Below are 26966 nucleotides of genomic sequence, written 5' to 3'. Positions count from 1 at the left end.
AGGGGCTCAGAATGGAGCGTTGCCGCGTGAAGACGTTCGTCACCAGCAATGGCGACGAGATGAACATTCTGCTCAATGCAAATGGCTCGCCGGCCTACTGGCCGAACCTATATGCAACCCAAAAACTCCGAAACACCCGCCGATCACCTAGGACGATCTACAACATCCTCCGGCCGATAGGCATGGCCACTGATTGGATGGCTTCGCAGGCCAGGGATTTCAGCGAGCGGATGATCCACGAGGACCCTCTGCTGTTTGAGGAAACCAGCATTCTCGCGGATTTTTTGGCTCTCAGCATCCGTGCCCAAAAGGATTGGCTCAAAGTCGAACCAGCACGAACAGGCAGTTCGCCTCGGCCTAACGTGAGCAACAGTCTCGAAAAGGTCCGCACAAGTCACAAAGTGATGACTGAAAGTCCAAGAGAGCACCTGAGTGCCGCAGCCGCGGCGGCCAACATCCGCGGCGTCGCCGGTTATCTGGACTGGATCTACACACTTCGAAAGCACCCCAACAGATTAGCCAACTTTGATCCTGAGCGCCAAATCCTCGCTAAAGAAGGACTGGATCATTTCCGGAAGCAAACCCCCAGGGTCAAGGCTTCCGGCGACGACGACGAATCGCTCTGGGCGATGGAGTTCCATCACTGTCTGATCATCGAATCGATCGTTCTGCCCGGGAGCGAGGAGAATCCATGGGCAGACGCCTTCGTTAAGGACCGCAACTATTTAATATGGCGATTGTTTTTGGAGACAGGCGCCCGCCGCGGCGAGATCCACAATATCAAAGTCAGCGACTTCGACCTCTCAAAGTATCGCGTGACATTGCGAGTTTCTAAGACGATTCCGCGAACCGTGCCATACAAACCGAAGACGAGTGCTTTGGTGCATGAGTACATCGAGCGACACTGGCGGCATCTCCCCAAAACGGCGCGGCGCGCGGGATACTTATTTACAAGCCGAGACGGTGACCGCCTGTCACTGCGCAGTATTAATCTCCTCTTCCAAACACTTCGCAGCGTGGCCCCGGACATCCCAAACTGGGTGACACCCCACACCATGCGGCGGACCTGGAACGAACGTTTCTCTGAGATGATAGATGCCCAAACCGGCGATGATAAATCGACGGAGGAACAGGAACGTAAAATTCGCAACCGCCTCATGGGCTGGACGCCACAAAGCAAAATGGCAGAGAAGTACCTCCGTAGACATACACGTCGGAAGGCTGATGAGATCAGCGAGAAGATGTTTCAAGATGTCGAGATAGTTGGCGACAAAATTGGGGACACGAATGGCGCTTAGAATCAAGAAATTTTGCGTCGAAGACCATCTCAATGTTGAGGAATGGGGTCGCCCTCACGTCGCCAAGATGCTCAACGGCCAAGTTGTAAAACTGACGCCGGGCAGGACGACCTACATCCCTTCCTCTGAGGGAAGTTCGGCATTTAACCTCAATTTGGATTACCTTGAAACTCATACGCCTCTGAGCCAAGTGACCTTCAGTATCTTAGCTACGACGCTCAAGACCTACTCCGGAGACTACACGAACGAGATATCGCGTGCGATCCGGCGGGCATTTGTGAACAGCGTGTTTCACCTCGACCGCAAGATCGTTCTAGCCGACATACAAAGGTGGGCGGCCCAAACCCCTCTGTCTTATTGGCCTTTCGTTAAATTCTATCTGTATCAACTTAGCATCGTTCGCTCCAAAAGATTGGTTGACGACGAGGTGCGGACCTTTCTTGAGTCGCCGGAGCAATTCGAAGAAGCCGGTAAAGGTGCCTACTTCGCACTTCTAACCAATGACCCACACCGGGGGGCTCTAACTGAGCAGGAACTAAAAAACATCCAAACGGCTTTAAACCAAGCCTACTCCGAGGGCCAGATAAGCTTCTTTGACTACGCGTTCACGTGGACCCTAATCGCAACTGGAATGCGACCGATACAATTGGCTCGCATGACCTTTGGGGACGTCATCATTCAAGACGGGCCCGCAGGCCAAGGGCGCGAGGTCATGTTGATGGTCCCTTTGACGAAAGGCACGAGGGCCCCGAAGACCGAAAAATGGGCCCGGCGGGCTCCATCTGTACTAGCCGACGTTTTGATCCGGTTTGTCGGATCGAAAAGCCAGGTTAGTCCGTTGAGCCCACTGTTCCACGCGTTAGGACAGACGGTCGCCTACGAGTTGACGAGAATTTTTTCGAAGCTGAACACATACTCAGTCCGCACTGGGGGACCTATCCACATCACACCATATCGGTTTCGCTACACGTTGGGCACGCGCGCGATCGCGCAAGGCGCATCAGACGCGCAGGTCGCCCGCCTATTGACGCATAGGACTACGAACAGCGTAGCAAGCTACAGGGCAGCCATGGCGATGCTGCAAGCTCCGATTGAAGACGCAATTGGCGGGGAAATGGACTTCTTTGCAGACATCTTTCGGGGCCGCATCATCGATGACTTCGACCAAGCGACTCATAGCAACGACTATCAAAAGCTCATCCGGGACTTTCAGCGGCTGACAGGGCAACAAATCGGCGCATGCGGATCTTTCGCTTCGTGCCATCTGGACGCACCCATCGCATGCCTCACCTGCTTCCTCTTCGAACCATTTCTTGATGCGCCTTGGGGAATCCTCGAACAGCGAGTCCAAGAAGACGTTGAGCAGGAAACTGAGGAACGGATCAAACAGATCGGCCGCGACTCCGTAGCTGGCATTCAACTCATCAAAGCCGCTTGTAACGCAAGACGTCGAGAAAACAATGAGATGAACGCATGACAGCCCTCATCATCCCCTTTGTCCCGACGGCACAGCGTCCCGACCGAGGCGCCTTCAGCTTGGAGGCGGACTGGCGGGCTGCTTCCTATGCAACGGCCCGTCAGAACATGTCGGCGTTCATCCAACATAACCAGAACCACGCCAATTTTCTGCGTGTCGATACCGGATCGTCGTGGTCCGACATGACTTGGTACTTTGATTTTCCCAGGGGCAAGACTAGCAAGGAATCCGCGACTTTCAATACGGTTGCCAAAACGAAGATACAATTCCCGCAACCCTTTCTCGATCAAGCGCGTGCGATCCTTGCAGAGAGCGTTCGGTGCAATGCCGGCGCGGAGCCCGGAAAGGTAATGCAGGCCCTGCGCATTTTTTATCAAGCCCTCACGGTCGGCGGACGGGAGCTCGACATGACTCTGATCGATCAACATCTGCTCGATCAGTTGGGGCCGTACGTCGAACAGTTTGCGAAATCGAAATGGTATGCACTCAGCAACCAGATCCGGGACATCGTCAACCGAATCCTCTGCCCGCGCAGCCTAACTGTCTACCCGATCTACTATGAGACTCCATACAAATGGCGTGACGCGGGCGTTTGGAGAAGCAGCGCCATCGTTGAAAACCATAAGCTCGAAGCGGAACAGGGTAAGTCTAGGCTACCACACCTCCACGCGATCTTCGATCTTGCCACTCTGTTCAACAATCCGACCGAAAAGTACCGAGAATACAACAGCGTGTTCACCTCATGGGCGGTACTGGCGATGTTCGCGCCTCAGCGTCAGGGCGAGATCACAACACTGCCGACCAATTGCATTACATCTGTCTATGACGAGAAGAAGGGTAGAGAACGTCTTGGGTTGCGCTGGCGGCCTTCGAAAGGCGCTGCCCCTCTCACCAAGCTGGCGGTCACTGAAGGTTGGGAGCCCATCACTACCGACGCAGTTAGCCGACTATCGACAATAGGTCGGACTGCCCGCGCTGCCGCTAAGTGGTATCAGGAGAACCCCGACCAACTCTACCTGCCCCCTGGCACAGAACACTTGCGAGGTCAGCCGGTCACGTTCCTCGAAATAGCTGACATCCTCGGGTGGGACCCGATTGACAACCCACATTTCCGGCTGGCCCGCTCGATGGTGAAAGCTCTGGAGAAGGTCGGCGCGACCAATAACCCAGACCGCGAAGTGAAGCAGCCGAAGGCACGCATCCAAACAGTTGGACACTTAGCGCTATACAGCTATGAAAGCGTTGTAGAGACCTCAAAGAGGCGTGTATTCGCCACCAACATCCGTCAAGGGCCGAACAACACTATTGCCCGGTGTTGGTTCGAATTGAGACCCGATCGTCTGTTGATGCCCGAACGTCTAGCTTACTTAGATGGCCAGCCGCTCACCGGGCCAGAAGTGATCGAGATCCTCCAGTCGTACAGTGACCACGTCAAGCCTTTGAACTCGCTGAGCGGGCTGCGTGGCAGCAAGCTCAAGAGCGTCGGGACAACGACGGACCCTGCGCGCGGGGTCAAGCGAAGCACTTACGACAAAGCCGCAAGCTGGAGCTACGAAACGGCAATCTACTCTCAGAATAGCATTCGCATCTTCGTCCGCCGATTCCTTGCCGATTTCATTCGGCCGATTCCAGCGGCCTTCAAGGAGGTAGCCGACTGGTATGAGGAGCATCCTGACGAACTACATTTGCCAGAAAGCCTGAGCCATCTGCGCGGCGAACCGCTGACCCTGCCGGAAGCGTTATCGCTAATCGGGGTAACTCCGGATGCGCTGGAACGGCCCTCTTCCATTAGATACATTACTAGCGATGCGTTAACGGACGTCGGGACCACAAGAGATCCCGAACGTGGAGTGAAGCTGGAGACGGGACGATTGGCTCTATACTCCTTCGAAAGCTTGGAGGTCTTTGTTCTTGAAATGATCCAGGCTCAATTCCCGGTCGTCGACCCTGAGTCCAATCTCAAATACTCGGACGCCCTTTTCTGCTTGCCAAGAAACATCCAGAGCGCCGATGACGCGACGTTCTGGAACGTGCCTTTCTGGGTCAACTACAACAGCATCGTGACCGCGCTCAGCGGGCAAGATAAGAAAGGCAGACCCGGTCTGACCATTTTCACGCGCAACGGGCTGATCAATCCGAAGACCAAGAAGCCGTGGAAGGTCGCGACCAACCAGTTCAGACATCTCTTGAACACGATTGCGCAAGGTAAATATCTAGGCCAGACCCTCATTGCGTTCTGGTCCGGGCGCAAGAGCATCAGCCAGAACCGAGTCTACGACCACGTCCCGCAAGAGGTCTTTATTGAAGCCTGGCAATTCATGGAGGAGCAGTCTGGCGTTGACATCAAGGTGTCCGGCACCCTTGACCAGAAAGCCGCCGAACGGTCCATGAGGGAAATGATCAGCTACGAGGAAGCTCTTCGCTTTGAGCTGGGGGCCATCCACGTCACCCGTTACGGCCTCTGCCGACACGACTACGCTCTAACGCCGTGTCCCAAGGACAAGAACTGCATTGACTGCGGTGAGAGCCTATTTATCGCCCATGACGAACGCATGATCGAAGAGGCGGAGTTTCAGATCAAAGTCCACCAGAACGCAGTCGAGAGCTGCCTGAAGGCCATAGATGACGAAGAGCCAGGGGTCGAGCGCTGGTTGAAGGTCCATGAGTACAAGCTCAAACGATGGATGGAAGCTTTAAACCTCATGACGGACGATAATACACCAGCCGGGACCATCATCTCTCTATCGCCGCCGGCAATGGACCAGACCAGGACCGGGTTGGCTGTGGATGATGCAGAGGCTCGGAATCCCGAGAAGACTCCAAACTCACCCGCATCTTTCGATGAGGATGACGAGCCTGTGCGACTGCCATAGATACCTGTTAAACATTAATTAGACGCAGCGATGTCGAGGCATCTCACCGACAATGACGTGGCACTGGCGGTCAACGTCGTGACAGACTGGCATGCCCCAATCACTTGGGACGCCTTGGTGGCGGTGCTCTCAACTGTGCTCGGCCGTCGCATCACAAGACAGGCGATCTACAAAAGCCATCCTCGCATCGTAGACGCATTCAGAGACGCAAAGGCAAGAGCGCGAAACAATCGGCAAAGTCGCAAGATCAAGGGGAAGGTCAAAAAACACGGCGATATCGCCCTCGCCTATCAGATCGATCAAACCGAGAATCTCCGCGCGCAAATTGAACTGCTGAAGCGGGAAAACCATAACTTACTCGAGCAGTTCTTGCGCTGGCAATACAATGCAGCCAGCCGAGGTGTCACCCGTGAAATCCTCGACATTCCCCTGCCGAAGCGGAAGCAATGAGGGGGTGTATACGACGAAAAGCCCCGGCGCGAAGGACAATGGCTGATCACCTTGGCGCAACTAGAAAACTCTGAACTAACCCTTCTGAGGACTGGAACAATCCAGCTCGCGCTGGTGGCGCAAAGTCGATATTTGAGCCGGATCAACCGCGTTAGCCTTCGCCCGCAGTTGCAGTTCTTCTTGGTCCGCAGCGACGGTACCGGATGGATGCACCCGGAATCGTCAGACCACATTGTTGCGTGGGGACAAATTGCGATCCACAAGGAATGTCAACTTTGCCCAGAAAAAGCGGGCAATTTCCTGGAAAAGTTTACGCTTTTTGTTGACCGAGAAGGGTACCAGCGAAATTTCTCAGCAGAATTAGATACGTAACAAACAGTTACGATTTGCAGATTCCTACTATGCAGTTAGCCTGTCCGCTTATGGGTAACAAATGGGTTCAAGACACTCTGTCTTGAACCCATTTGTGGCTGAGTGAACAAACCGAGCACAAATAGGCAAGGTATCGATCTGGCAAATAGAAAGGGCTCCAGTGGCGAAAGCAGAAACTCGACCCAACGGTGAAGGCGCATCGCGCACATCACGAAAGGAGGCTGCGAAGAAATCCGAAGAGGAAACAGTGCTTTCTAAGCGGAGTTATCTTCGTCAGACCGACGTACCAATTGCCTCCTTGGATGAGGCAATCCGAGTACCTTTGGTAATCTTTGACCAGTACGCCGGAAAACCGACCGCCCCTTTCAACGTAGCGAAAGCCCTCAATGTAGATCCGAAAGGTTCTCAATTACGCGTTTTATCGGGTGCCGCCATTGCTTTTGGATTGATTGAAGGGGGAGCCCAAGCAAGCACGATAAGTGTCACCGATCTAGCGCGACGGATAATCAGACCAAAAGTAGATGGCGAAGACCTCACAGCGAGACGAGAGGCAGTTTTGAAGCCTCGCATTTTTGGAGACTTCCTCAGGAATTACGATGGTAACGTTTTCCCCCGTCAGGATCTGGCAATAAATGTCCTCGAAGATATGGGCGGCGTTCCCAGAAGCAAGACCGAGGAAGTCTTGGAACGAATGAGCGATAGCGCTCGTTCCGTAGGCTTCATCGAGGAGTTGAAGGGGAAATACTACGTAAGAATTGATAGCGCATCCCACGCACATACAGATGTCAAAACTGACGAGCCATTGGAATATGCCGATGGCGAGACGACAATCGAAGAGCCTTCGCTCCGAGTGATCGCGCCTCCCCCAATGAACCAACCAAAAGGCGCGGCCCTTACTGCCGCCGTCGTTGACGATCAACGGCGTCGTCGGGTTTTTGTCACGCATGGCAAAGACCGAGCTTTAGTCGACCCAATCAAAAAGCTTCTTGAATACGGTGAGCTGGAGCCCGTTGTTTCGGTTGAACGGCAGACAGTCTCTAAACCGGTGCCAGAAAAAGTTATGGACGACATGAGGCGCTGCGGCGCTGCTATTATTCACGTTGACGCCGACAAAATTGTAGCTGGCGCGGATGGTGTTGAGCACGTTGTTCTCAACCCCAACGTCCTAATTGAGATTGGTGCAGCAATGGCATTCTATGGAAGAAGGTTTATTCTGCTCGTCAAAGACGGCGTCAAGCTTCCATCGAATCTCCAAGGATTATACGAGGTGCGGTACCCCGGAGATACGTTAGATGCAGCGTCCACTATAAAGCTTCTTGAGGCGATGAAAGATATCAAAAATTACTCGCTTCCCAGCGATAGCGACAACGAAGGCGACTAACTTTCTTATGTAATTCGCTCGGCTGGTTTGCCACGGCGGAGGCGGCTTCGACCGGTCAATGGCAAGGCTGACCATCCGCGACTTTTCCGCCTCGGCGCGAAGCAAAGGCGTGGGTGCCCGGATCAAGTCCGGGCATGACGGCGGTGGGGGTGGAGGCGGCGGCGCTTACTGGTTCAGTGTCTCGTAGAGATCGTCCCATTCGGGATTCATACCGTGGATCAGGCGCACTTTCCAAGTGCGTGACCAGTGCTTCATATTGCGCTCGCGTTGGATGGCGTTGCGGATGTCGTCGAACCATTCGTAATAGACGAGGCGCTTGAGGCCGTAGGTTTTCGTAAAGCCCTCGATCAGCGCTTCGCGGTGCTGCCATACGCGATGCGACAGGCTGCTGGTGACGCCGAGATACAGCGTGCCATTGCGCTTGTTCGACATGATGTAAACCCAGCCGCCCTTCTGCATTCATCGATGTTACTCAGTTCTCACTCCACCCTCCACCGTCATGGCCGGGCTTGGCCCGGCTACCCACGTCTTTATGCGACGCGGTTAAGGCGTGGGTACGCGGGACAAGCCCGCGCATGACGGCGGTGGAGCGGTGAGTGATGAGCGACTTTCGTCGACGCCACCCTCCACCGTCATGGCCGGACTTGATCCGGCCACCCACGTCTTTCTTGGGCAGCGTGAGTTAAGACGTGGGTCCCCGGGTCAAGCCCGGGGATGACGGGAAGCTTGGTCCAGGGTTGCGGTTCGATGTCGGTGGCAGGATTGTCCTCGGGCAAACGATCACCCCGCCAAACCCGCACCACCTCCACCACCCCGCGCATCACCACCCACGTCACCCCGATCACCGTCGCGGCGCCCGCAACGATCCACAGCGCCTGGATCGCCTCCGATGCCGTGTGGAATTTGTTGAGCCAGTCGGCCCATGCGCTGTAAGGCTCCATCGTCCACCCCCCGAAACGAGAACGGCCACCAGCGCTTGCTGGTGACCGGGGAGTAGTAAACCGCCGAAAGACGGCTGCGATGACCTTTAGGCTTTCGCCCTGAACATGCGCCATCGCCTCCCCGGCCATAAGCGAGGGAGACATCGTCACGGCCGATGTCGGCCGCTTTCGGATGAGGTTTACTAAGCCCCGGAACCGGTGCGCCGGTTCCAGTGACGACATAACACGCAACGGATGCGAGGCGTCAATGTCCGGTGGGTCTCCGGGCGCACTCCCATCACCACCCTCCCCGCCATCGCCGTCCCCGGACTTGATCCGGGGATCAACCCGGGCGTGACAGCAGGCAGATTCCGTCCTGGGTGACTATTGGTCTGGTGATCTCTAAACATCCCGTTCGGGAATCGCATCGAAATCAAGAGTCCAATCCATGGTCGGAATGAAACCATCAATGACAGAGGCCCCTGCGCTTGAAACGGAGCGCCTGATCCTGCGGGGCCACCGCATTCAGGATCTTGATGCGAGCTTCGTCATGTGGAGCAATCCGATCGTCGTCGCGCATATCACCAGGAAGCCGTCCACCAGAGAGGAAAGCTGGTCGCGGATCTTGCGCTATGCCGGGCATTGGCACCTCCTCGGCTTTGGCTATTGGGCCATCGAGGAGAAAATATCCGGCCGATTTATCGGTGATGTGGGCTTCGGGAACTTCAAGCGAAGTATCGAGCCTTCGCTCGACGGCGCTCCCGAAATCGGTTGGGCTCTTGATCCCGCGATGCACGGCAAAGGCTATGCGACAGAGGCGATCGGCGCCGTACTTTCGTGGAGCGAACAATGTCAATTGGCTCCCTCGACAGCGTGTATCATCTCGCCAGAAAACCTTGCGTCGCTGCGTGTGGCGCACAAATGCGGATACCGCGAATTTTCGCGCACGACCTATATGGACCACGAGGTCATCATGCTGCGGCGCGACGCTGCTGATTGAGGGGCAGCCGCCACATCAGATCGCGAGGCGAACTCGCAATTGGTCAATGGGCAACATGAGGGGTTTGAATGGCGACGGCGTTCCTGATCGACGGGCCTGCTCAGGCAAAACATACGATCCTCCTCGCCCACGGTGCCGGCGCCCCGATGGATTCCGTCTCGATGACGGCGATTGCGGAAAGTCTGGCGGGATCAGGCTTCCGCGTCGCCCGCTTCGAATTTGGCTACATGGCGAGCCGTCGGAGCGAGACGGGCCGCAAGCCGCCGCCGCGTGCAGAGAAGCTCCAGCCGGAATACATCGCTGCGATCAATGCACTCGAGACGAATGGACCGCTCATCATCGGCGGCAAGTCGATGGGCGGGCGCGTCGCGAGCATGATCGCCGATGACCTCCACGCGACCGGCCGGATCGCTGGTCTGCTGTGCCTCGGCTATCCCTTCCATCCACCGGCCAAGCCCGACCAGTTGCGCACGGCCCATCTGGCTGAATTGAAGACCCCGACGCTCATCGTGCAAGGGACACGAGATCCCTTCGGGACCCGAGAGGAGGTATCAACCTACGACCTCTCAAAAACCATCGAGATCCTCTGGCTGGAAGACGGCGATCATGACCTGAAGCCGCGAAAGAGCATCTCGGGCTTTTCTGCGGGCGATCATCTGAGAACAATGGCGGAAACCGTCTCCGGTTGGGCGGACAGAATTGAACTGTAAGCAGTGTCCAGGACGAGAGATATGCGCGTAGCGATCCAGACGCTCGGCACGAGAGGCGATGTTCAACCTTATGTCGCCCTGGCGCTGGAGCTGGTCAGGCGCGGCCACGAAGTGCAGATCGCGGCGCCGGTTCAGTTCGAGACTATGATCCGGGGGCGCGGCATCGCCTTTGGTGCGCTCCCGGGACAATTTCTGGAGCTGATGGACACGCCGGAAGGCAAAGCGGCGATCGCTGGCGGTCGAGGCTTCAGTGCCGGATTCAAGCTCCTGAAGCATGTGCGTCCCCTGATGCGCGACCTGCTGGATGCGGAATGGGCAGCGGTGAAGGCCTTCGCACCCGATGCCGTCATCTACCATCCGAAGTCGATTGCGGCGCCGCACATGGCCGAGGCCCTGGGATGTCCCTTCATCCTTGCGTCGCCGTTGCCCGGCTTCACGCCGACCGCCGCCTTCCCGAGCCCGATGCTGCCGTTCGCTTCCTTGGGGCCGCTTAACAGGGTCAGCCACGCCCTCGCCATCAAGGCACCGGGTTTCCTGTTCGGCAAACTGATCCGCGAGTGGCGGGAGACGTGGGTGGGCTTGCATGGCCCTCGCACTTCTGTTGGCGCGCCATCGGGTACGCTTTATGCCTACAGCCCGCAGGTCGTTCCAGTGCCGCCCGACTGGGGCCGTGATGTCCTGGTCAGCGGCTACTGGTTCCTCGACAGCGAGGACTGGCGGCCCGACGAAGCCCTTGCGGCATTTCTCGATGCTGGCGAACCGCCGATCTATGTCGGCTTCGGCAGCATGCCTGGGCTCGACCCGCAGAGATTCACGGCAATGGTCATCGAAGCACTCGCGAAAGTGGGGAAGCGCGGATTGTTGGCGACGGGCGGCGGGGCACTTGGGTCAGAGAGCACTTCCGCCAAAGTCCACATCTTTACGGGCGCGCCGCACGACAAGCTGCTTCCACGGGTCGGAGCCACTGTCCATCATGGCGGCGCAGGAACGACAGCGGCGTCGCTGCGCGCTGGGAAACCGGCTGCTATCTGCCCCTTCTTCGGCGATCAGCCCTTCTGGGCAAGACGCATCGTTGAGCTGGGTGCAGGGCCGCCGACTCTCGATCGGAAGACCTTGTCAGCAGAAAGTCTCGCGGCGGCAATCGCCGCGATGGACGACCCGCAGATGCGCGACCGGGCAGCGGCGCTCGGCGCCGCGATCCGTCAGGAAGATGCCGTCACGGCCGCGGCGGAATTCATCGAGCGTAGAGTACTCGGGCGAACCGCGTAGCCTTGTCGGTTCGTGCGGCAGGCGATCGCGCGCTCCTCTAGTGTTACTCCGCCGCTTTCGGCCTGGTCGCGCGCGCCCTTGGCTCCGCCGGCGGTTGTGATGGCACGATCCCAGCCGGGGCCTGCAAATGCGACAGAAGATCGGTGGGGAGCGGGAAGACAATCGTCGAGGAGCGCTCGCTCGCAATGTCGTGCAACGCCGCAAAATAGCGCAACTGCATCGCCTGCGGCTCGTGCGCCAGCAACCGGCCCGCCTCGACGAGCTTTTCGGCCGCCTGCTGTTCGCCGGCCGCGTTGATTACTTTCGCACGCCGGAGGCGCTCGGCTTCGGCCTGCTTGGCGATGGCGCGAATCATGTTTTCGGCGAGGTCGATATGTTTGATTTCGACATTGGTCACCTTGATGCCCCAGGCGTCGGTTTGCTGATCGAGGATCGTCTGGATGTCGGCATTGAGCCGGTCCCGCTCGGCGAGCATCTCATCGAGTTCGTGTTTGCCGAGCACGGAGCGCAGTGTCGTCTGCGCGAGTTGGCTCGTCGCCGCCATGAAGTTCTCGACCTTGATAATGGCGCGTTCGGGATCGACGATGCGGAAATACAGAACCGCATTGACCTTTACGGAGACGTTGTCCCGCGAGATCACGTCCTGGCTCGGCACATCCTGCACGACGACGCGTAGATCCGCCCGGACCATCTGCTGGATGAAGGGAACGAGGATGATAAGCCCCGGCCCCTTTACGCCGGTGAAGCGACCGAGGGTGAAGACGACGCCGCGTTCATACTCCCGCAGAATTTTGATAGCGGCCGCCACGAACAAGACGACGACAACGGCAAGACCGATAAACGGCGCATAGAGGACGAGCATCTTCAATCTCCCGCGGCTGTGAGACTTGTGCGCTTTCGGACCGTCAGGGTGAGACCGTTGACAGCGACGATCTCTGCGGTGTCACCGGTCTGAAGAGGATCACCTCCTTGGGCCTGCCACCGCTCGCCCTCTGCTAGAACGTGGCCCGCCTCGCCCGACCAGTCCAGGACCTCGACGCGTTGCCCTAACAGCGTGGATGTTCCGACGCGCAGCGGACTATGGCGAGTGCGGACGACGTAACCGAGCAGGAGCGTCAACAAACCCAAACTCATCAGCGCCGTCGTAGCAATCACCGTCCACGACAGCTGGAACCCAGGCGCATCGACGTCGATCAAGATGGCTGCACCGAGAACGAAGGCAATAAGCCCGCCCAGCCCGAGGACACCGAAGGTCGGCGTAAAGGCCTCTGCGACGAGAAACGCAAGGCCGAGCAGCATGAGTGCCAGCCCGGTGTAGTCGATCGGCAGCAGGTTAAGTGCGTAGAGACCGAGCGTGAGGCAAATGATTCCAGCCACCCCGGGACCGAGCGATCCCGGGTTTGAGAATTCGAAAATGAGCCCGTAGATGCCGACGAGCATCAAGATCACAGCGACGTTCGGGTTGGTCACAATCGCGAGCAGGCGATTGAGCCAGCTTGGCTCGATAACCTCGACGGGAAGCCCTTTGGTGGCGATACGACGCGGCACTCCTGCCACCTCGATCGTGCGCCCTTCAATTCGTTCGAGAAGATCAGCCGGGTCGCGCGCCACCACTTCGATCACTCGTGCTTGCAACGCTTCCTGGGCCGAAGCCGTCGCGGCTTCCCGCACGGCTTTCTCGGCCCATTCCGCGTTTCGGCCGCGCAGTTCCGCCAGGCTGCGGATGAAAGCGACCGCGTCGTTGGTCGCTTTCGCCATGGCAGCATCCTTGGGAGCCGACGGGCTCTGCGCGGGCTTGTCATCCTTGTCGCGATCCTCAGGCAAACCGGGCAAGGGCGTCCCCATCTGCACGGGCGTCGCAGCACCGATGTTGGTGCCCGGGGCCATGGCGGCGATGTGCGTCGCGTACAGAATATAGGTCCCGGCGCTTGCGGCATGCGCGCCCGACGGCGCGACGAACCCGACGACGGGGATAGGCGACGCCAGCAGGTCGACGACAATGTCACGCATGCTGTCGGCGAGACCGCCCGGCGTATTCATTCTCAGGATGACGATTTCGGCCCGACGCGCCGATGCGGTAGCAAGCCCTTCCTTGACGTGGCGAGCCGTTGCGGGGCCGATGGGTCCGTCGATCGCGATCAGCGGAACCGACGCCGCCGGGCTGGTGCTCTCGGCTGCGGCCATGGATGGACAGAGTGCAGCGAATGTCACACCCGCTGCGATCAAACCTGCCTGGGCGGTGAACACCCTTCTCTCCGTCCTACCGAAATGGCGTGCCCGGTCGAGCTTTCAAGATGAGGTTGCGGGGACTCTCTAAGAGTTCGTCAGTCGCCCGCAGAAGAGATTGCCTGCGACAACGGACCGGATCAAAAAGTCATCCAGCTGCGCACGCCTAGGCGCGCCCGCCCCCAGCGGGACGAGGGTGCGCATGCCCAGCAGGTCCGCCACAAGGCGGCATAGATGAGCCCGAGACCTCAGAGAGCGGCCTGCTCGACCACGACCTTCCTAGGAACCCTTACAGCTTGCGGGAACAAACCACTGGCGAGGCGCCGCACCGGGCCTCATAATCGACGGCATGCATATTACGGGTCGAGGGCTCCCGATGATCGCCTTGCCTTCTGTCTTGATGCCGCGCGATGCTGCCCTCACGGTTCCAGCGGGCCTTCGGCGTGATTGGCTGACGCTCATGTGGTCATGAACAGGCATTCTTTCCGGTTCCGCAGCCTCTTTCAGAAGTATTTCCTCGTGCTGTTTCTGGCCGTGGTCATTCCACTCGCAACCAATGGCGTCAGCGAGGCTTGGTTCGGCTATCGCGATCAACAGACAACGCTCGACCGGTTGCTAGGCGTCGAGGCGAGGTCCGCGGCGGCCAAGATCGACGGCTTTCTCGACGGCATCACCGATCAACTTGGCTGGCTGGTTCAACTCCCCTGGAGCGTGGAACCGGACGAGCGGCGGCGGATCGATGCCCTGCGCCTGCTGCGACAGGTGCCCGCCATCGTTAACCTCACCCTGCTCGATGGCACCGGACGCGAACGTATGTATGTCTCGCGCATCGGCCTGAACCGAACTGAGAGCCGAACGGATCGCTCTGCCGACGAGGCCGTCGCGGGAGCTCGCGCGGGCCGGCTCTGGTATGGCGAGGTCCGCTACTATCGAGATTCCGAACCCTACCTGACAATTGCGATCGCCGGTAACCGGCCGTCCGTTGGGGTGGTTGTCGCCGAGGTGAACCTGAAGCTGATTTGGGACGTGATCTCGGCCATCAAGGTTGGGGAAACGGGCTACGCCTTCGTGCTCGACCGCCCAGGACGGCTCGTGGCCCATCCGGACATAAGCCTCGTTCTGAGAGGGGCGGATGAGGCGACCCTCGCTCCTTTTCGGGCAATCCGGGAGGTGATTAGGCGTGCCGGGGCGGATGTCGCAACAGGTCGGGATGGACAGGGAAACGCGGTTGCAGCCGCGGCCTCGCCCGTTGCCGGCCCTGACTGGACAGTCGTCGTTGCGCAACCCCTTTCGGAGGCTTTCGGGCCCATCTATGCCGCCCTGTGGAGGACAGGAGGCCTTCTTCTCGCCGGTGCCGCCTTCGCAGGTTTGCTAGCCTACGTCCTGGCCAGCCGCATGACCGAGCCAATCCGGCGGCTCGAGGAGGGCACCGAACGCATCGGCGCCGGGCACTTCGAACACCGCATCCATATTGAAACGGGCGATGAGTTCCAGCGGCTGGCTGACAGCTTCAACACCATGGCCGCCGAGCTCGCCACCTCCCAGGATCGCCAGGAACGTATCGCCAAACTCAAACGGTTCTTGGCGCCCCAAGTAGCCGAATTGGTCGACCGCAAAGGCGACGACGGCGTGCTCGAGGGCCGCAGCACCGAAGTGGTGGCGGTGTTTTGCGATCTGCGAGGATTTACCGCCTTCTCCGCGAGAGCAACGCCCGATGAGGTGATGAGCGTGCTCTCGGAGTATTACGATGCCCTTGGCCGGATCATCACGAAATATGCCGCAACACTTACGAGCTTCTCAGGCGACGGCCTGATGGTGCTCGTGAACGCTCCCGTTCCGATCGAGGAGCCGGCCCTCCGGGCGGTCGACCTTGCGGTGGAGATGCAGCAGAGTGTGCAGGAGCTCATCGTCGGCTGGAGAGCGCGAGGTCAGCGGATCGGGTTCGGAGTCGGCCTAGCCATGGGACCCGCCACGGTCGGGCGGATCGGATACGAGAGCCGGTTCGAGTACACCGCCATCGGCAGCGTTGTGAACCTCGCCGCCCGTTTGTGTGCCTCAGCGGCGGACCGGGAAATCCTGGCAGATGTCGCCATTGCCGAAGCCGTGAAAGGAAAGCGCGCCTTGATCCCGCTCGGGTTGCGACCCATCAAGGGCTACGACGAGAAGCTGCCCGTGTACGGCATGCCATTCGAAGAACGGGCCGATGCCACCGTAACGACTTAACTGAAATGTGCCGCCGAGGTGCGTCGCTTGCGTCCTACCATACCCCGAGAAACGGTAGGGACATTCTCCAGCGAGCCGCCTCGGCGTGAATGGCCCGATCATGGCCCATTCGGATCAGTCAAATCGGTTTCGGGGCGCAAGCTTTGCGGCTATCATGCCGCCAAATTCGTCGGGTTCACACGAGCGCTTCGGGGTGACCACATGATGGCCCACTTCACGTTTCGAGTCCGCTCTCGCGCGAGAAAGCCTATCGAATGAGGCGGCGCGATCTCCTCACGTTGATCAGCGGAGCGGCAGCGTTGACCCTCCCGGTACGCGCTCAATCACCGCCGCTGCCGGTCATCGGGTATCTTGCTCCTGAGTCACCTGAGCCCTTCGCCAGTCGCCTGAAGGCTTTCCACGATGGCCTGGCCGAGAGCGGATTTGTCGAGGGTCGCAATGTTGCGATCGAGTATCGATGGGCGGAAGGCCAGTACAATCGATTGCCTGCGCTTGCGGCAGATCTGGCTAATCGGAAGGTGGCCGTCATCGTCGCGTCAGGTGGCGCTCCCGCAGCACTCGCGGCGAAATCGGCCACGGCGACAAAAACGATTGTCTTCGAGATGGGCGGCGACCCTGTCGCATTAGGAGTGGTGGACAGCCTGTCGCGGCCAGGAGGGAACCTTACCGGTGTATCGAGCCTGAGCGTTGAAGTCTCACGCAAGCGGCTGGAATTTATGCACGAGGTGCTGCCAGCCGCTGCCGGCTTCGCCGTTGTCGCCAACCCGACCAGCCCGACTGCCGATACACAGTTGAGGAACCTTCATATGGCAGCCGCTGCTCTCGGGTTACAGCTTCATGTTCTGAGCGCCAGCACCGAACCAGAGTTCGACGCCGTGTTCTCATCCGTGTCTCAGCTCCAGGTCGGAGGGCTTGTGTTTACCTCCGACCCTTACTTTGCTTTCCGCAGTCAGCGGCTGGCCGCGCTGGCCGTTCGCTATGCGGTGCCTGCAATTACTCAAACACGCGACTTCCCGATCGCAGGCGGCTTGATGAGCTACGGAGGCGATTTTACGCAATCGCATCGTCGCGCCGGCGTCTACGCCGGACGAATACTGAATGGCGAGAAGCCTGCTGACCTTCCAGTCCAACTGGTCACAAAAGTGGAACTGTTTGTTAATCTGAAGGCGGCCAGCACCCTCGGGGTCACCGTACCGCCCTCGCTGATCAGCGGTGCTGATGTGGTGATCGAATGAGATCCCGAAGTGCCCCTCTTCGACATCGTTAGATTGTGTTGGGTTCACTGGCGGCAGTTTTCGCGATGTTGCTGACAGCGGAACGCTCTCGCCTCTCTAGCGAGCGCCCGCGGCGATGAGGATCTTCTCGATCTCGGCGTAGCCGTGCTTACGGGCGTGTTGGAGCGGGGTGACGCCTTCCTTGTCCGCAAGGTTTACATTGGCGCGGGCTCTTACGAGCAGGTCGACGATCTGCTGGTGTCGCACGCCACCGTCACTGAGGATGATGGCCTCGAGAAGCGCCGTCCAGCCGAGGTTGTTGACATGATCGACATCGATTCTGGCCTCGATCAGCGTCCGCACCGTCTCGACATGGCCGCGCTCCGATGCGGGAATCAGCGCAGTGCCGCCATATCGATTGGTGCTCTTGAGATCCGCGCCATGCGCGAGCGTCATCTTGAGGATTTCAAGATGACCACGCGCACCTGCATAGAGGTATGGACTGTCATTGATATTGTCCTTGGCGTTGACGTCGGCGCCGGCTTGGATCAGCGCTTTGGCGGCGTGGACCTTGTTTCCGTGGGTCGCCACCAACAACGCCGTGCGTCCATTTCCGTCGCTCGCCTCGATGTTGGTTCCCTTCGACAGAAGGTCCCTGATCGCCGCGACATCATCGTTCGCAGCCGCCGTATGCAGTTTGGTTTCGTTCATGGACTGGCCTGATGCGAACATTGGATAGATCACGATAGCCAATAAAACGGCGCAAATCGCAGAAATTCTCCGCACGGATCCACTCTCAAGCATGTTTGGGTACAACGAAGGAGGATGAACGCATAACCGATGCCTTGGGGAGCAATAGCGGCAACGCACCGCTAGGCTGAATGTGCATCGGATCGACCGCCTATCCGTCCCGCCAGTCCGGGTCCATTTAAGCGGCAGAATATTGATTACTCAACTCACCAAAAAAAACTTCGACGGGGTGTCGATTTCCGCGTCTTCTGTTCGTCGTAACAGCAGGGAGACCGCTGCGGTCTCTCCATGTCAGAGGAGACAAGACAATGCGCGTGATGGTTCTGGTGAAGGCGACGAAGGACAGCGAAGAAGGTCTGATGCCTTCGACAACGCTTCTTGAAGCCATGGGCAAGTACAACGAGGAATTGGTCAATGCCGGCATCATGCTGGCCGGCGAGGGTCTGAAGCCCTCGGCTCAGGGCAAACGCGTGGCGTTCGAAGGGCCAAGCCGCACCGTCGTCGATGGGCCCTTCGCCGAAACGCGCGAGCTGGTCGCGGGCTTCTGGCTCTGGCAGGTGCGGGATATGGCTGAAGCCGTCGAGTGGGTGAAGCGCTGTCCCAATCCCATGCCGGGTCCGAGCGAGATCGAGATCCGCCCGGTCTATGAAATGGCCGATTTCGCAGAGGCTCTGACACCGGAGGTAGCCGAGCTGCACGACCGGAACCGCGAGAAGACGGCTCGCCGCTGACGCTTCGCCGGGCGCGGCGGCGCGGCCGTCTCTTGCCGCAGACTGATACTGGCGCCCTGACACTCGGTCAGGGCTAGCCAACCGACTGGTCGAGGGATCTCGCCGCCACTGCGGCGACGCGTTCTCAGGGGGCTCGCCGAACAGGAAAGCTGCCGTCGCGAATGAGGACCCACGACCCGCCCTAACTTGCCTCGCCGCGCGCTCGTCCCTAAACGGGATATATGGCGGCGACCAACACCCATGAGGCGATCGAGACGGTGTTCCGGATCGAACGAGCCAGGCTCATTGCGGGCCTGGCGCGCATGGTCCGGGACGTTGGCCTTGCCGAAGAACTGGCCCAGGACGGCCTCGTGACCGCTCTGTCCGATTGGCCGAAAATGGGGGTGCCCAGAAATCCTGGCGCCTGGCTGATGGCGGCGGCGAAGCGCCGGGCCCTCGACGGCTTCCGCCGCACCAAGATGCTCGCTCGCAAGCACGCCGAGCTCGTTCGCGACCTTGAGGGTGAACAGGACACCAGTGTCGAGGATATCGAGTCGGCGATGGACGACGATGTCGGCGACGAGCTCCTCAGCTTGATCTTCATCGCCTGCCATCCCGTGTTGTCCACGGAGGCGCGCGCGGCGCTCACCTTGCGCCTGATCGGCGGGCTGACAACGGGTGAGATCGCCCGCGCTTTCCTCTCGAACGAAGCAACTATCGCCCAGCGCATCGTTCGGGCCAAGAAGACGCTCGGCAATGCCCGCCTCACCTTCGAGGTTCCGCGTGGCAGGGAGCGTGAAGAGCGCATCGGCTCGGTGCTGGAAGTCATTTACCTGATCTTCAACGAGGGCTATGCGGCTACCGTCGGCCAGGATCTGATCCGCCCGGCCCTCTGCGGCGAGGCCCAACGCCTCGGCCGTATTCTCGCAGGTTTGGCGCCCGAGGAGCCCGAGGTTTTCGGCCTTCTCGCTTTGATGGAAATCCAGGCCTCACGACTGGCCGCCCGCACTGGACCGGACGGCTCGCTGGTTCCCTTGACCGAACAGAACCGTGCTCGGTGGGACCGGGTGCTGATCCGCAGCGGTCTTGCCGCCCTCGAGCGCGCCGAGGCTTTGGGCGGCGCCGACGGGCCGTATGCCTTGCAGGCCGCGCTCGCCGCGTGCCATGCGCGGGCGCGCAAGGTGGAGGAGACGGACTGGCATCAAATCGCCGGTCTATACGACAGGCTCCAAGCGGTCCTGCCCTCGCCGGTGGTCGACCTCAACCGAGCTGTGGCCCACAGTATGGCATTCGGCCCGGAAGTCGGGCTGACGCTCCTCGAGGGGATCGATCGGTCCCCGGCATTGCGCAACTATGCTCCCCTGCCCGCAGCCTTCGGAGATTTTCTGTTCCGGGCGGGCCGGCTATCCGAAGCGAAGATCCACTTCGAGCGTGCGGCCGACCTGACCTCCAACGAGCGCGAGAAGGCTTTTCTTCTCAGGAGAGCTGCAGCCTGCGCCGACGGACGATAGGCCGGCGCCGTTTCCGGCCATCCTTGAGAACCACACGTCGCGGCGCTGCGCTCGCCGGATCCTTCCCCGCTTCAGTCGAGAAGCCATTCCAGCGATTTCCGCAACCGCGCCGTCCCGTCCTCCTCGAACCATTGGCCATGCGAGAAGATGATGCGTTCGGGTCCAAGCGCAATGAGACGCTCGGCCGCCGCTTTCGCCTCGAGCCCTTTCAACTTGACAATCGTCCGCAGGTAAAAGGGCGCTCTGCCGCCCGTAACGCCCGCGAGGTGCGCGAGAGGACGGACCAGCCGCGGAAGCTTTTCCGGCTCGAAGTTCTGTACAAGGTCGGTCAGAACCATTGTTCGGCTGGCTTTATGGTAAAGAACAACTTCAGCAAAACCAGCCAATCCCGGCACGATGATCTGCTCAATCTCCTCCCGCCATTCATCCGGCGCGCTTGCACCGAGATCATGGTTGAGACGAATGCCGGAACGGCGGACCTGCCTACGCTCCCGGAGCCCTGGGACCGCCCACGTCACGACGTCGGGATGATGCGCCTGCCACTCCCTCACGAAAGTCCAGTGGCCAGAGTTGGGAGCGATGAGATGCTCGATGCGGCCCAATTGCTCGAGATCGTCGTTGAGCCGGACGTCGAACGGCGTCGGCGAGTGAAGGAGAAGCGCGCCGCCCGACAGACGGATGACCGTCATGCGGACGGGGATGGGCAGCCCCATTGCGCGAAGCGGACCGCTATCGACGATCCAGACCCCGTCAATCACCGTTTTTGGGACATTGAGCGGCGGATAGGTAATTTGATCTGGCTTCACGATCCCAGCCCGTCGGACACAGCGCGACAATCTAGGCCCAATACACCCGCTGAAGCGATTGTTCCCGTCAGGTCACCTGCGCAGCATGGGCGTGATCGGCGGCGAGGTGCCGACCTGGATTGTTCCGAGCACTTCGAAACCATGTCGTCGATAGAGAGGGATGTTCTGCGGATTGGAGGATTCGAGATAGGCCGGCTTGCCGTCGCGGTCGCAGGTCGCCAGGACATGCTCGAGGAGAAGTGAACCATGACCTCTTCGTTGCACTGCTGGATCGACCCCGATCAACGGCAGATACCAGTGCGGCTCGTGAGGATGATACTTCCCCATCTGCTCGATGACCGCAAACAGGGCCTCCTGATCCCGCTCCGGGATCGTGCGGTGAATAACATCGAGAAAAGCACCTTCGTCAGGCTCTACGCCGGGCGGAAGCCACAGCGAGGCGGCCTGTACGTCACCGATGAAGTGAGCGGTTCCGCAATCGAATGCTCGCCCCCCGAGCGCCCCGATGATCTCGGGGAAATGCCGGAGGTAGTCGTCGGGCGCTGGGTACGTCCAACGAGCCGCGGGGTCCGCACTGAAGGCGAGAAGGATCGCGGCAGTGAGACGGCCCTCGTCCTGACGGCTCGCAGTTCGGACTTCCATTGAGGACATCGGTTGCCTCCGATATTGGCATTCCGCCGCGACGCTCCCGAATGCCATTTTCGTGATCCTCGGACCGTTCGCGTCTTGGAACGTTGCCCTCATCCTACCATGGTCCGGCGACCAGAAAAGCCGATGTGGGCGGCACCGCTTCGGCTGGCGCTCGCTCCGCCGTTGCCGGAACAGCTAAGCCCGTGTCTCGTTTCTCGGAGCAAGGCTTGCTCGATGAAAATCGCGACTTTCAACGTCAACGGCGTCAACGGACGCTTGCCGGTCCTGCTCCGATGGCTCCAGGAAGCCAGACCGGATGTCGTTTGCCTTCAGGAATTGAAGGCACCGCAAGAGAAGTTTCCGGAAGCGGCGATCGGAAAAGCGGGTTATGGCGCGGTATGGCACGGCCAGAACAGCTGGAACGGCGTTGCCATCCTGGCACGGGGCGCGCAGCCAATCGAGACCAACCGTGGGCTCCCCGGCGATCCAGACGACTTGCACAGCCGCTACATCGAAGCAGCGATTGGTGGCCTTTTGATCGGCTGTCTGTACCTGCCCAATGGCAACCCCGCCCCAGGACCGAAATTCGACTACAAGCTCCGATGGTTCGAGAGACTGACCGAATATGCGGCCGGGCTTATCGCGCTCGATATCCCTGTCGTCATGGCGGGCGATTACAATGTCATGCCGACGAACCTGGACGTCTACAAACCCGAGCGCTGGCTCGACGACGCGCTGTTTCGGCCCGAGGTGCGCGCCGCTTATCACCGGCTCGTTGCGCAAGGATGGACCGATTCATTGCGCAAGCTCCACCCTGATGAGCGGATTTATACCTTCTGGGATTATTTCCGGAACGCCTATGGGCGGGACGCGGGTTTGCGCCTCGACCACCTGCTGCTGAGCCCGGCGATTGCCGGGCGCCTTGTCGCCGCGAATGTCGACCGCGAGGTTCGCGGGTGGGAGAAAGCAAGCGATCACGCGCCGGCGTGGATCGAGTTGGCCGACAAACCGGCGAGCAGGCAGCCTGGCCGCTCGCGCAGGAGGACGAGCCCCTGATCCAAAGCCGCCCCTCTCGCGGGCTCGTGCATGCGATTGGCAAGTCCAAGTGCTAAGATCGGGCACTTGGGGCCGCCCGATACCTTAAGCGCTAGGGCCGCTCTCCAAGCTGCGGGTCTTTCAATGACGTGCGTCGGCTGTGGATTCGAGCTATCACCGGACTTCGCCTCGTGCCCGCAATGCGGCCGCCGACAGCCGAGGATCTGCGCGGCGTGCGGCTTCTCGTGCGAGCCTGAATTCGCGTTCTGTCCTCGTTGCGGGGTCGCCATCAGCGAGGGCTCCATCCCGGCGGGATCGAGGGCTCGTGTCGCGCCGATCGCGGGGGAAACTGCTCCGGCCGCGAGACGGGACATTCCGCGCCGGGAAGTCGACCGCCGGCAGGTGAGTGTGCTGTTCGGGGACCTCTCCGGATTCACCACCCTCTCCGAGCGCCTCGATCCGGAGGAGGTGCGCGCGTTTCAGAACGCGCTGTTTGAATCCCTCAGCCAGGCGATTACCCGCTATGACGGCTTTGTCGCGAAGTTTCTCGGCGATGCCGTTCTTGCCTTCTTCGGCGCACCGGTCGCTCATGAGGACGACCCCGCGCGGGCTCTCCATGCGGCGCTCGACATGCTGGCCCGCGGCGCGGTGCTGAGCGAGCAGTGGCGCACGCGCCTTGGACAGCCGGTGACCCTGCACATTGCGGTTCACACCGGGCCGGTCGTGGCCGGCAGCCTCGGTGATGCGGCCAGCGCGGCCTACGATGTGACAGGCGACACGGTGAACACCGCCTCCCGTCTTGTGGGAGCGGCAGCGCCCGGGACGATCCTGGTATCGGACGCCACCCATGCCCTCACCCGGCATCGCTTTGCCTTCCAGCCGGCCAGCCAACTTGCGCTGCGCGGCAAGGCCATGCCGATGGTGGTCCACCGCTTGGTCGGCACGCTCGCCGAACCTCAATCGGCGCGCGGGCTTGCCGCCCACGGGCTTGCGTCCCCGCTGGTCGGGCGCACCGAAGAGCTGGAGCAACTCCTCGGGGCCTACGACCGGATGCAGCGTGGCCGCGCGCAGGTCGTTAGCCTCATGGGTGAGGCAGGCACGGGCAAGTCGCGGCTGATCACGGAGTTTCTGAGGCGGCTTGAGGGCGACGGCCGGTTGGCTGGCACCGCCATCCGTAAGGCTGATTGCTCGTCCTTGGGCGAACCGCCCTACGGGGTCTTCGCGGCGCTCTTCCGCGAGGCTTACCGGCTGGACCCGGGTGACTCGCTCGATGTTGCACGACAGAAGCTGGCGGCAGGCCTGCGCTCGCTCGGGGCTCCAGCCGAGGTCGCGGGGGTAATAGTCCCGGTGCTGAGCTACCTGCTCGCGGTCGAGGAGGGGCGCCCGCGCGACTTCGATCCCGAGCAGCTTAGGCGCCAGATTGTGCTGGCCGCCTGTACGCTTGTCGAGCGGCGGCTTGAGCACGGGCCGGTCCTGATGCTCGTCGAGGATCTCCACTGGGCCGACGCGGCCTCGGTGGAATTGCTTCGGGACATTGTCGACCAATTGGCGGAGCGGCCTCTGATGATGCTGATCTCGCATCGCCCCGACGCACCTCCGCCTCTTGTCAACCGGGCTTCTCAGAGCATCATCCGGCTCGCCCCGCTTTCCTCGGACGAGATTCAGGCGCTCGTAATCCGCCTGTTCGGTCAGATCGACGAAGCTGCCTTCGCATCCGTTCAACACTTCGTCGCGACCCGGGCGGGAGGAAATCCGTTATTTGTCGAGGAGATCGTTCGGAGTCTGGTGAGTACGGGAGTGCTCGTCCGCCGGGGTGATCGGTGGACCTGTACGCGAGCCTGCGATGAAGTGAACATTCCGCCCACGCTGCACGGCCTGCTCCTCTCCCGGGTCGATCGGCTTCCTGCCCACGCCCGGCGGCTGCTCCAAGAGGCCGCGGTTCTGGGCATGACGTTCGACGAGGCGCTGCTCGACGCCATCGCAACCGACGAAGGGAGCATCACGACCGCCCTCGACCGTCTGATCGAGTCGGACATGATCGAGGAGACCGGAGAAGGCCGCGAAGGCAAGCGATACCGGTTCACGCACGCGCTTGTGCATGAAGTTGTTTATGAGAACCTCCTCCTTTCCCGCCGGAGTGAGCTGCATGAACGGGCGGGCCGCGCGCTTGAGCGCGCCGTCGGCCGTCACCCGTCGCGACTGAGCGACCTCGAGGCGTTGGGCCATCACTGGAGCCTCACTCCGGATAAGCTCAAGGGTGCGCGCTACCTCATGGAGGCCGGCGACCGGGCGCGCGCGGTCTACGCCAACGATGATGCCATCCGCCATTACGAGCGAGCTCTGCGCACCCTCGCCGGCTGCCAGGCCTGCGAGGATCTGGTGCGGACGGTGCGCGAGCGGCTTGCTGATCTCTGGGCGCTCACCGGACGGCGGGCTGAGGCTCTCGCGCATTATGAGGCGGTGCGACAGGAACTCGAGGCGGCTGGAGATCGCGAAAGCGCCGCTCGCCTGCATCGCAAAACCGGCGGCCTGCACTGGGAGGCCGGCGATCGGGAGCACGCGGCAGCCTGCTTTGCGGCGGGCCTCGAGCAGTTGGGCGAGGACGGCAGCCCAATCGAACGGGCGCAGCTCTTCCAGGAACTCGGTCGACTCGCATTTCGCGTCGGCGACAACGCGGGCGCTATCGCCTGGGCCGAACGGGCGCTCGCGGAAGCGGCGAGAGAGGAAGAGACCCCAACCCATCCCGGCCGCGCCCGTGAGACGGCGGCAACGCGGGTGCAGGCCTACAACACGTTGGGCGTGGCGCTTGCACGCACGGGCTGGCCCATCGACGCAGTCAATAAGATCGAGCAGAGCATCCGGCTCGCCGAGACACACGACCTTCTGCAGGCGGCTTGCCGCGGTTACGCCAATCTCGCCGTACTCTACAGTTCACTCGACCCGCGCCGGAGCATCGAGACCTGCCTCCGCGGCATCGAGACTGCGAAGAAGGTGGGCGATCTCGGTTTCCAGTCGCGGCTCTATGCGAACCTTGCCGTCGCCTATTGCGCGCTGACGGATCGCTGCGAGGCGGAGGGAATCGAGGCGGCGCAATTGGCGATCAACCTCGACCGCAAGCTCGGGCTGCTTGATCATCTGGCAGTGCCACTGATCGTCCTGGGACAAATCTATCAATGCCACGGCGATCGCGCCTTAGCCCTCGCCGCGTATGAGGAGGCCTTGAGTCTGGCTGAGCGGGCTGGAGACCCACAGCTTCTCTTTCCATGCTATGATGGGCTCGCTACCCTCAATCTCGACGCCGGAAATACAGCGATGGCTGAGGTTTACCTGGCGAAGTCGCAGGAGGTGTGCGAGCGGGCCGGCATCGAGCCCGACGCTCTTATCATCCTGCCGTTTCTTTCTTGAGAGATCGGCAGACAAAGGAGTTTCACAATGACCATTTCCGAATTGCATCCGACGATTTCCCCAGGTGACCCGGCGCCGGACTTCGCGCTCCCCGCAGTGGACGGGTCCGGTATCGTGTCGCTGGGGGATTATCGGGGGAAGACCCCGTTGTTCCTTGCACTGTTCGTCGGACTGTGGTGCCCTTTCTGCCGGCGGGCCATCGCCCAGGTTGGAACGACCGAACAGGCGCTCAAGGCGTCAGGCATTGAAACCCTCGGGATCGTGGCCACGCCACCCGAGAACGCTCGGCTCTATTTCAAGTTTCGACCAACCCGATTTCGATTGGCTGCGGACCCCGAGCTCACCACGCACCGGGCGTTTGGTCTGCCAAAACCTTCGTCCACTCCTGAGCTCATGAAGGCGCTCGGCGAGATCCGCATCAATCCCGATGGAATTTTGCCGGAGCCGCTGCCGATCATCGAGGCTGCCGCGGCCGTAGCAAAGCTTGACGGCTATGCGGCCAATGAAATCGACCACGCCGACATGGAGCGACAATGGCCTCAGCTCAAAGGCCAGTTCTTGATCGACCGTGATGGCATCGTGCGCTGGGCCAGCATCGAAGGTGCTACGGAGGGCTTGGCTGGAGTGGGTAAATTTCCTTCGAGCGATGAAATCCTGGCGGCGGCACGGACCACGTTGCTTGCTGCTTGAATCAGCGACTATGCCC

22 protein-coding genes and 1 pseudogene are annotated in these 26966 nt (G+C 60.4%); 16 read left to right on the top strand and 7 right to left on the bottom strand.

Annotated features, from left to right (window positions below):
* The first annotated feature begins 26 nt into the window (after window positions 1-26).
* From FEZ63_RS24440 to FEZ63_RS24420, 5 genes are all read left to right on the top strand, one after another.
* Window positions 27-1298 (top strand): tyrosine-type recombinase/integrase, encoded by a 1272-nt coding sequence (locus tag FEZ63_RS24440; protein ID WP_162419843.1) that lies wholly within the window; start codon window positions 27-29, stop codon window positions 1296-1298.
* Window positions 1288-2775 (top strand): site-specific integrase, encoded by a 1488-nt coding sequence (locus FEZ63_RS24435; protein ID WP_150949995.1) that lies wholly within the window; start codon window positions 1288-1290, stop codon window positions 2773-2775. The genes FEZ63_RS24440 and FEZ63_RS24435 overlap by 11 nt, the downstream gene beginning before the upstream one ends.
* Window positions 2772-5648, top strand: a complete 2877-nt coding sequence (locus FEZ63_RS24430) for a hypothetical protein (RefSeq protein WP_150949993.1) — start codon at window positions 2772-2774, stop codon at window positions 5646-5648. Before FEZ63_RS24435 ends, FEZ63_RS24430 begins: the two co-directional genes overlap by 4 nt.
* 30 nt (window positions 5649-5678) lie before the next feature.
* Window positions 5679-6098, top strand: coding sequence for a hypothetical protein (locus FEZ63_RS24425; protein WP_150949991.1), 420 nt, complete (start codon window positions 5679-5681; stop codon window positions 6096-6098).
* 532 nt (window positions 6099-6630) lie between these two features.
* A complete protein-coding gene (locus FEZ63_RS24420) occupies window positions 6631-7851 on the top strand; it encodes a TIR domain-containing protein (protein WP_150949989.1) in 1221 nt (406 codons plus the stop codon).
* A gap of 165 nt (window positions 7852-8016) precedes the next feature.
* Here FEZ63_RS24420 and FEZ63_RS24415 read toward each other — a convergent pair whose 3' ends face one another.
* Together FEZ63_RS24415 and FEZ63_RS24410 are read right to left on the bottom strand one after the other, a co-directional pair.
* A complete protein-coding gene (locus FEZ63_RS24415; protein WP_150949987.1) occupies window positions 8017-8310 on the bottom strand; it encodes a GIY-YIG nuclease family protein in 294 nt (97 codons plus the stop codon).
* Window positions 8311-8483: 173 nt separating this feature from the next.
* Window positions 8484-8792, bottom strand: a complete 309-nt coding sequence (locus tag FEZ63_RS24410) for a hypothetical protein (protein ID WP_150949985.1) — start codon at window positions 8790-8792, stop codon at window positions 8484-8486.
* Window positions 8793-9240: 448 nt separating this feature from the next.
* Here FEZ63_RS24410 and FEZ63_RS24405 point away from each other — a divergent pair, with 448 nt between their 5' ends.
* The 3 genes from FEZ63_RS24405 to FEZ63_RS24395 all read left to right on the top strand — a co-directional run bounded on the left by FEZ63_RS24405 (window position 9241) and on the right by FEZ63_RS24395 (window position 11750).
* Complete coding sequence (locus FEZ63_RS24405) at window positions 9241-9771, top strand: GNAT family N-acetyltransferase (protein WP_150949983.1); 531 nt, start codon at window positions 9241-9243, stop codon at window positions 9769-9771.
* Between the two features lie 68 nt (window positions 9772-9839).
* The gene (locus FEZ63_RS24400; RefSeq protein ID WP_150949980.1) at window positions 9840-10481 is read left to right on the top strand and encodes an alpha/beta hydrolase family protein; all 642 of its coding nucleotides are present in this window, start codon (window positions 9840-9842) and stop codon (window positions 10479-10481) included.
* Between the two features lie 21 nt (window positions 10482-10502).
* Window positions 10503-11750 (top strand): glycosyltransferase, encoded by a 1248-nt coding sequence (locus FEZ63_RS24395; protein WP_150949978.1) that lies wholly within the window; start codon window positions 10503-10505, stop codon window positions 11748-11750.
* Between the two features lie 43 nt (window positions 11751-11793).
* Here the strand turns inward: FEZ63_RS24395 and FEZ63_RS24390 are convergent, their stop codons facing one another.
* Both FEZ63_RS24390 and FEZ63_RS24385 read right to left on the bottom strand, forming a co-directional pair.
* Window positions 11794-12612 carry a slipin family protein gene (locus FEZ63_RS24390; protein WP_150949975.1) on the bottom strand — a complete coding sequence of 273 codons (819 nt, stop codon included), beginning with the start codon at window positions 12610-12612 and terminating at the stop codon, window positions 11794-11796.
* A 2-nt stretch (window positions 12613-12614) separates the two neighbouring features.
* Window positions 12615-13997, bottom strand: coding sequence for an NfeD family protein (locus tag FEZ63_RS24385; RefSeq protein ID WP_244622977.1), 1383 nt, complete (start codon window positions 13995-13997; stop codon window positions 12615-12617).
* A gap of 447 nt (window positions 13998-14444) precedes the next feature.
* Here FEZ63_RS24385 and FEZ63_RS24380 point away from each other — a divergent pair, with 447 nt between their 5' ends.
* Window positions 14445-16199: a cache domain-containing protein gene (locus FEZ63_RS24380; RefSeq protein WP_150949973.1), complete on the top strand. Its 1755-nt coding sequence runs from the start codon at window positions 14445-14447 to the stop codon at window positions 16197-16199.
* A gap of 254 nt (window positions 16200-16453) precedes the next feature.
* Complete coding sequence (locus tag FEZ63_RS24375) at window positions 16454-17434, top strand: ABC transporter substrate-binding protein (protein ID WP_150949971.1); 981 nt, start codon at window positions 16454-16456, stop codon at window positions 17432-17434.
* A gap of 96 nt (window positions 17435-17530) precedes the next feature.
* Here the strand turns inward: FEZ63_RS24375 and FEZ63_RS24370 are convergent, their stop codons facing one another.
* Entirely contained in the window at window positions 17531-18124 is a 594-nt protein-coding gene (locus tag FEZ63_RS24370) for an ankyrin repeat domain-containing protein (RefSeq protein ID WP_420846329.1), read from the bottom strand.
* 347 nt (window positions 18125-18471) lie between these two features.
* Here FEZ63_RS24370 and FEZ63_RS24365 point away from each other — a divergent pair, with 347 nt between their 5' ends.
* Window positions 18472-18894 (top strand): YciI family protein, encoded by a 423-nt coding sequence (locus tag FEZ63_RS24365; RefSeq protein ID WP_150949967.1) that lies wholly within the window; start codon window positions 18472-18474, stop codon window positions 18892-18894.
* A gap of 221 nt (window positions 18895-19115) precedes the next feature.
* Window positions 19116-20384, top strand: a complete 1269-nt coding sequence (locus FEZ63_RS24360) for an RNA polymerase sigma factor (RefSeq protein WP_150949965.1) — start codon at window positions 19116-19118, stop codon at window positions 20382-20384.
* 71 nt (window positions 20385-20455) lie between these two features.
* On the opposite strand, the gene FEZ63_RS24355 is transcribed toward FEZ63_RS24360, so the two are convergent.
* Window positions 20456-21190: a DUF4336 domain-containing protein gene (locus tag FEZ63_RS24355; protein ID WP_244622976.1), complete on the bottom strand. Its 735-nt coding sequence runs from the start codon at window positions 21188-21190 to the stop codon at window positions 20456-20458.
* Window positions 21191-21262: 72 nt separating this feature from the next.
* Entirely contained in the window at window positions 21263-21841 is a 579-nt protein-coding gene (locus FEZ63_RS24350) for a GNAT family N-acetyltransferase (RefSeq protein ID WP_150949963.1), read from the bottom strand.
* Between the two features lie 213 nt (window positions 21842-22054).
* On the opposite strand from FEZ63_RS24350, the gene xth reads away from it, so the two are divergent.
* The 4 genes and pseudogenes from xth to FEZ63_RS24335 all read left to right on the top strand — a co-directional run bounded on the left by xth (window position 22055) and on the right by FEZ63_RS24335 (window position 26950).
* The gene (xth, locus tag FEZ63_RS24345) at window positions 22055-22876 is read left to right on the top strand and encodes an exodeoxyribonuclease III (protein WP_150949962.1); all 822 of its coding nucleotides are present in this window, start codon (window positions 22055-22057) and stop codon (window positions 22874-22876) included.
* A gap of 30 nt (window positions 22877-22906) precedes the next feature.
* Window positions 22907-23125 (top strand): annotated as a pseudogene (locus FEZ63_RS26345) (hypothetical protein); the annotation flags it as partial.
* 132 nt (window positions 23126-23257) lie between these two features.
* Window positions 23258-26260 carry an ATP-binding protein gene (locus FEZ63_RS24340; protein ID WP_162419842.1) on the top strand — a complete coding sequence of 1001 codons (3003 nt, stop codon included), beginning with the start codon at window positions 23258-23260 and terminating at the stop codon, window positions 26258-26260.
* 27 nt (window positions 26261-26287) lie between these two features.
* On the top strand, window positions 26288-26950 hold the full coding sequence (locus FEZ63_RS24335; protein WP_150949958.1) for a redoxin domain-containing protein: 663 nt from the start codon (window positions 26288-26290) through the stop codon (window positions 26948-26950).
* Window positions 26951-26966 lie beyond the last annotated feature (16 nt).

The organism is Microvirga brassicacearum (genome assembly GCF_008757455.1).
Classification (GTDB): domain Bacteria; phylum Pseudomonadota; class Alphaproteobacteria; order Rhizobiales; family Beijerinckiaceae; genus Microvirga; species Microvirga brassicacearum.
This window is presented reverse-complemented; position numbering and strand designations above follow the sequence as displayed.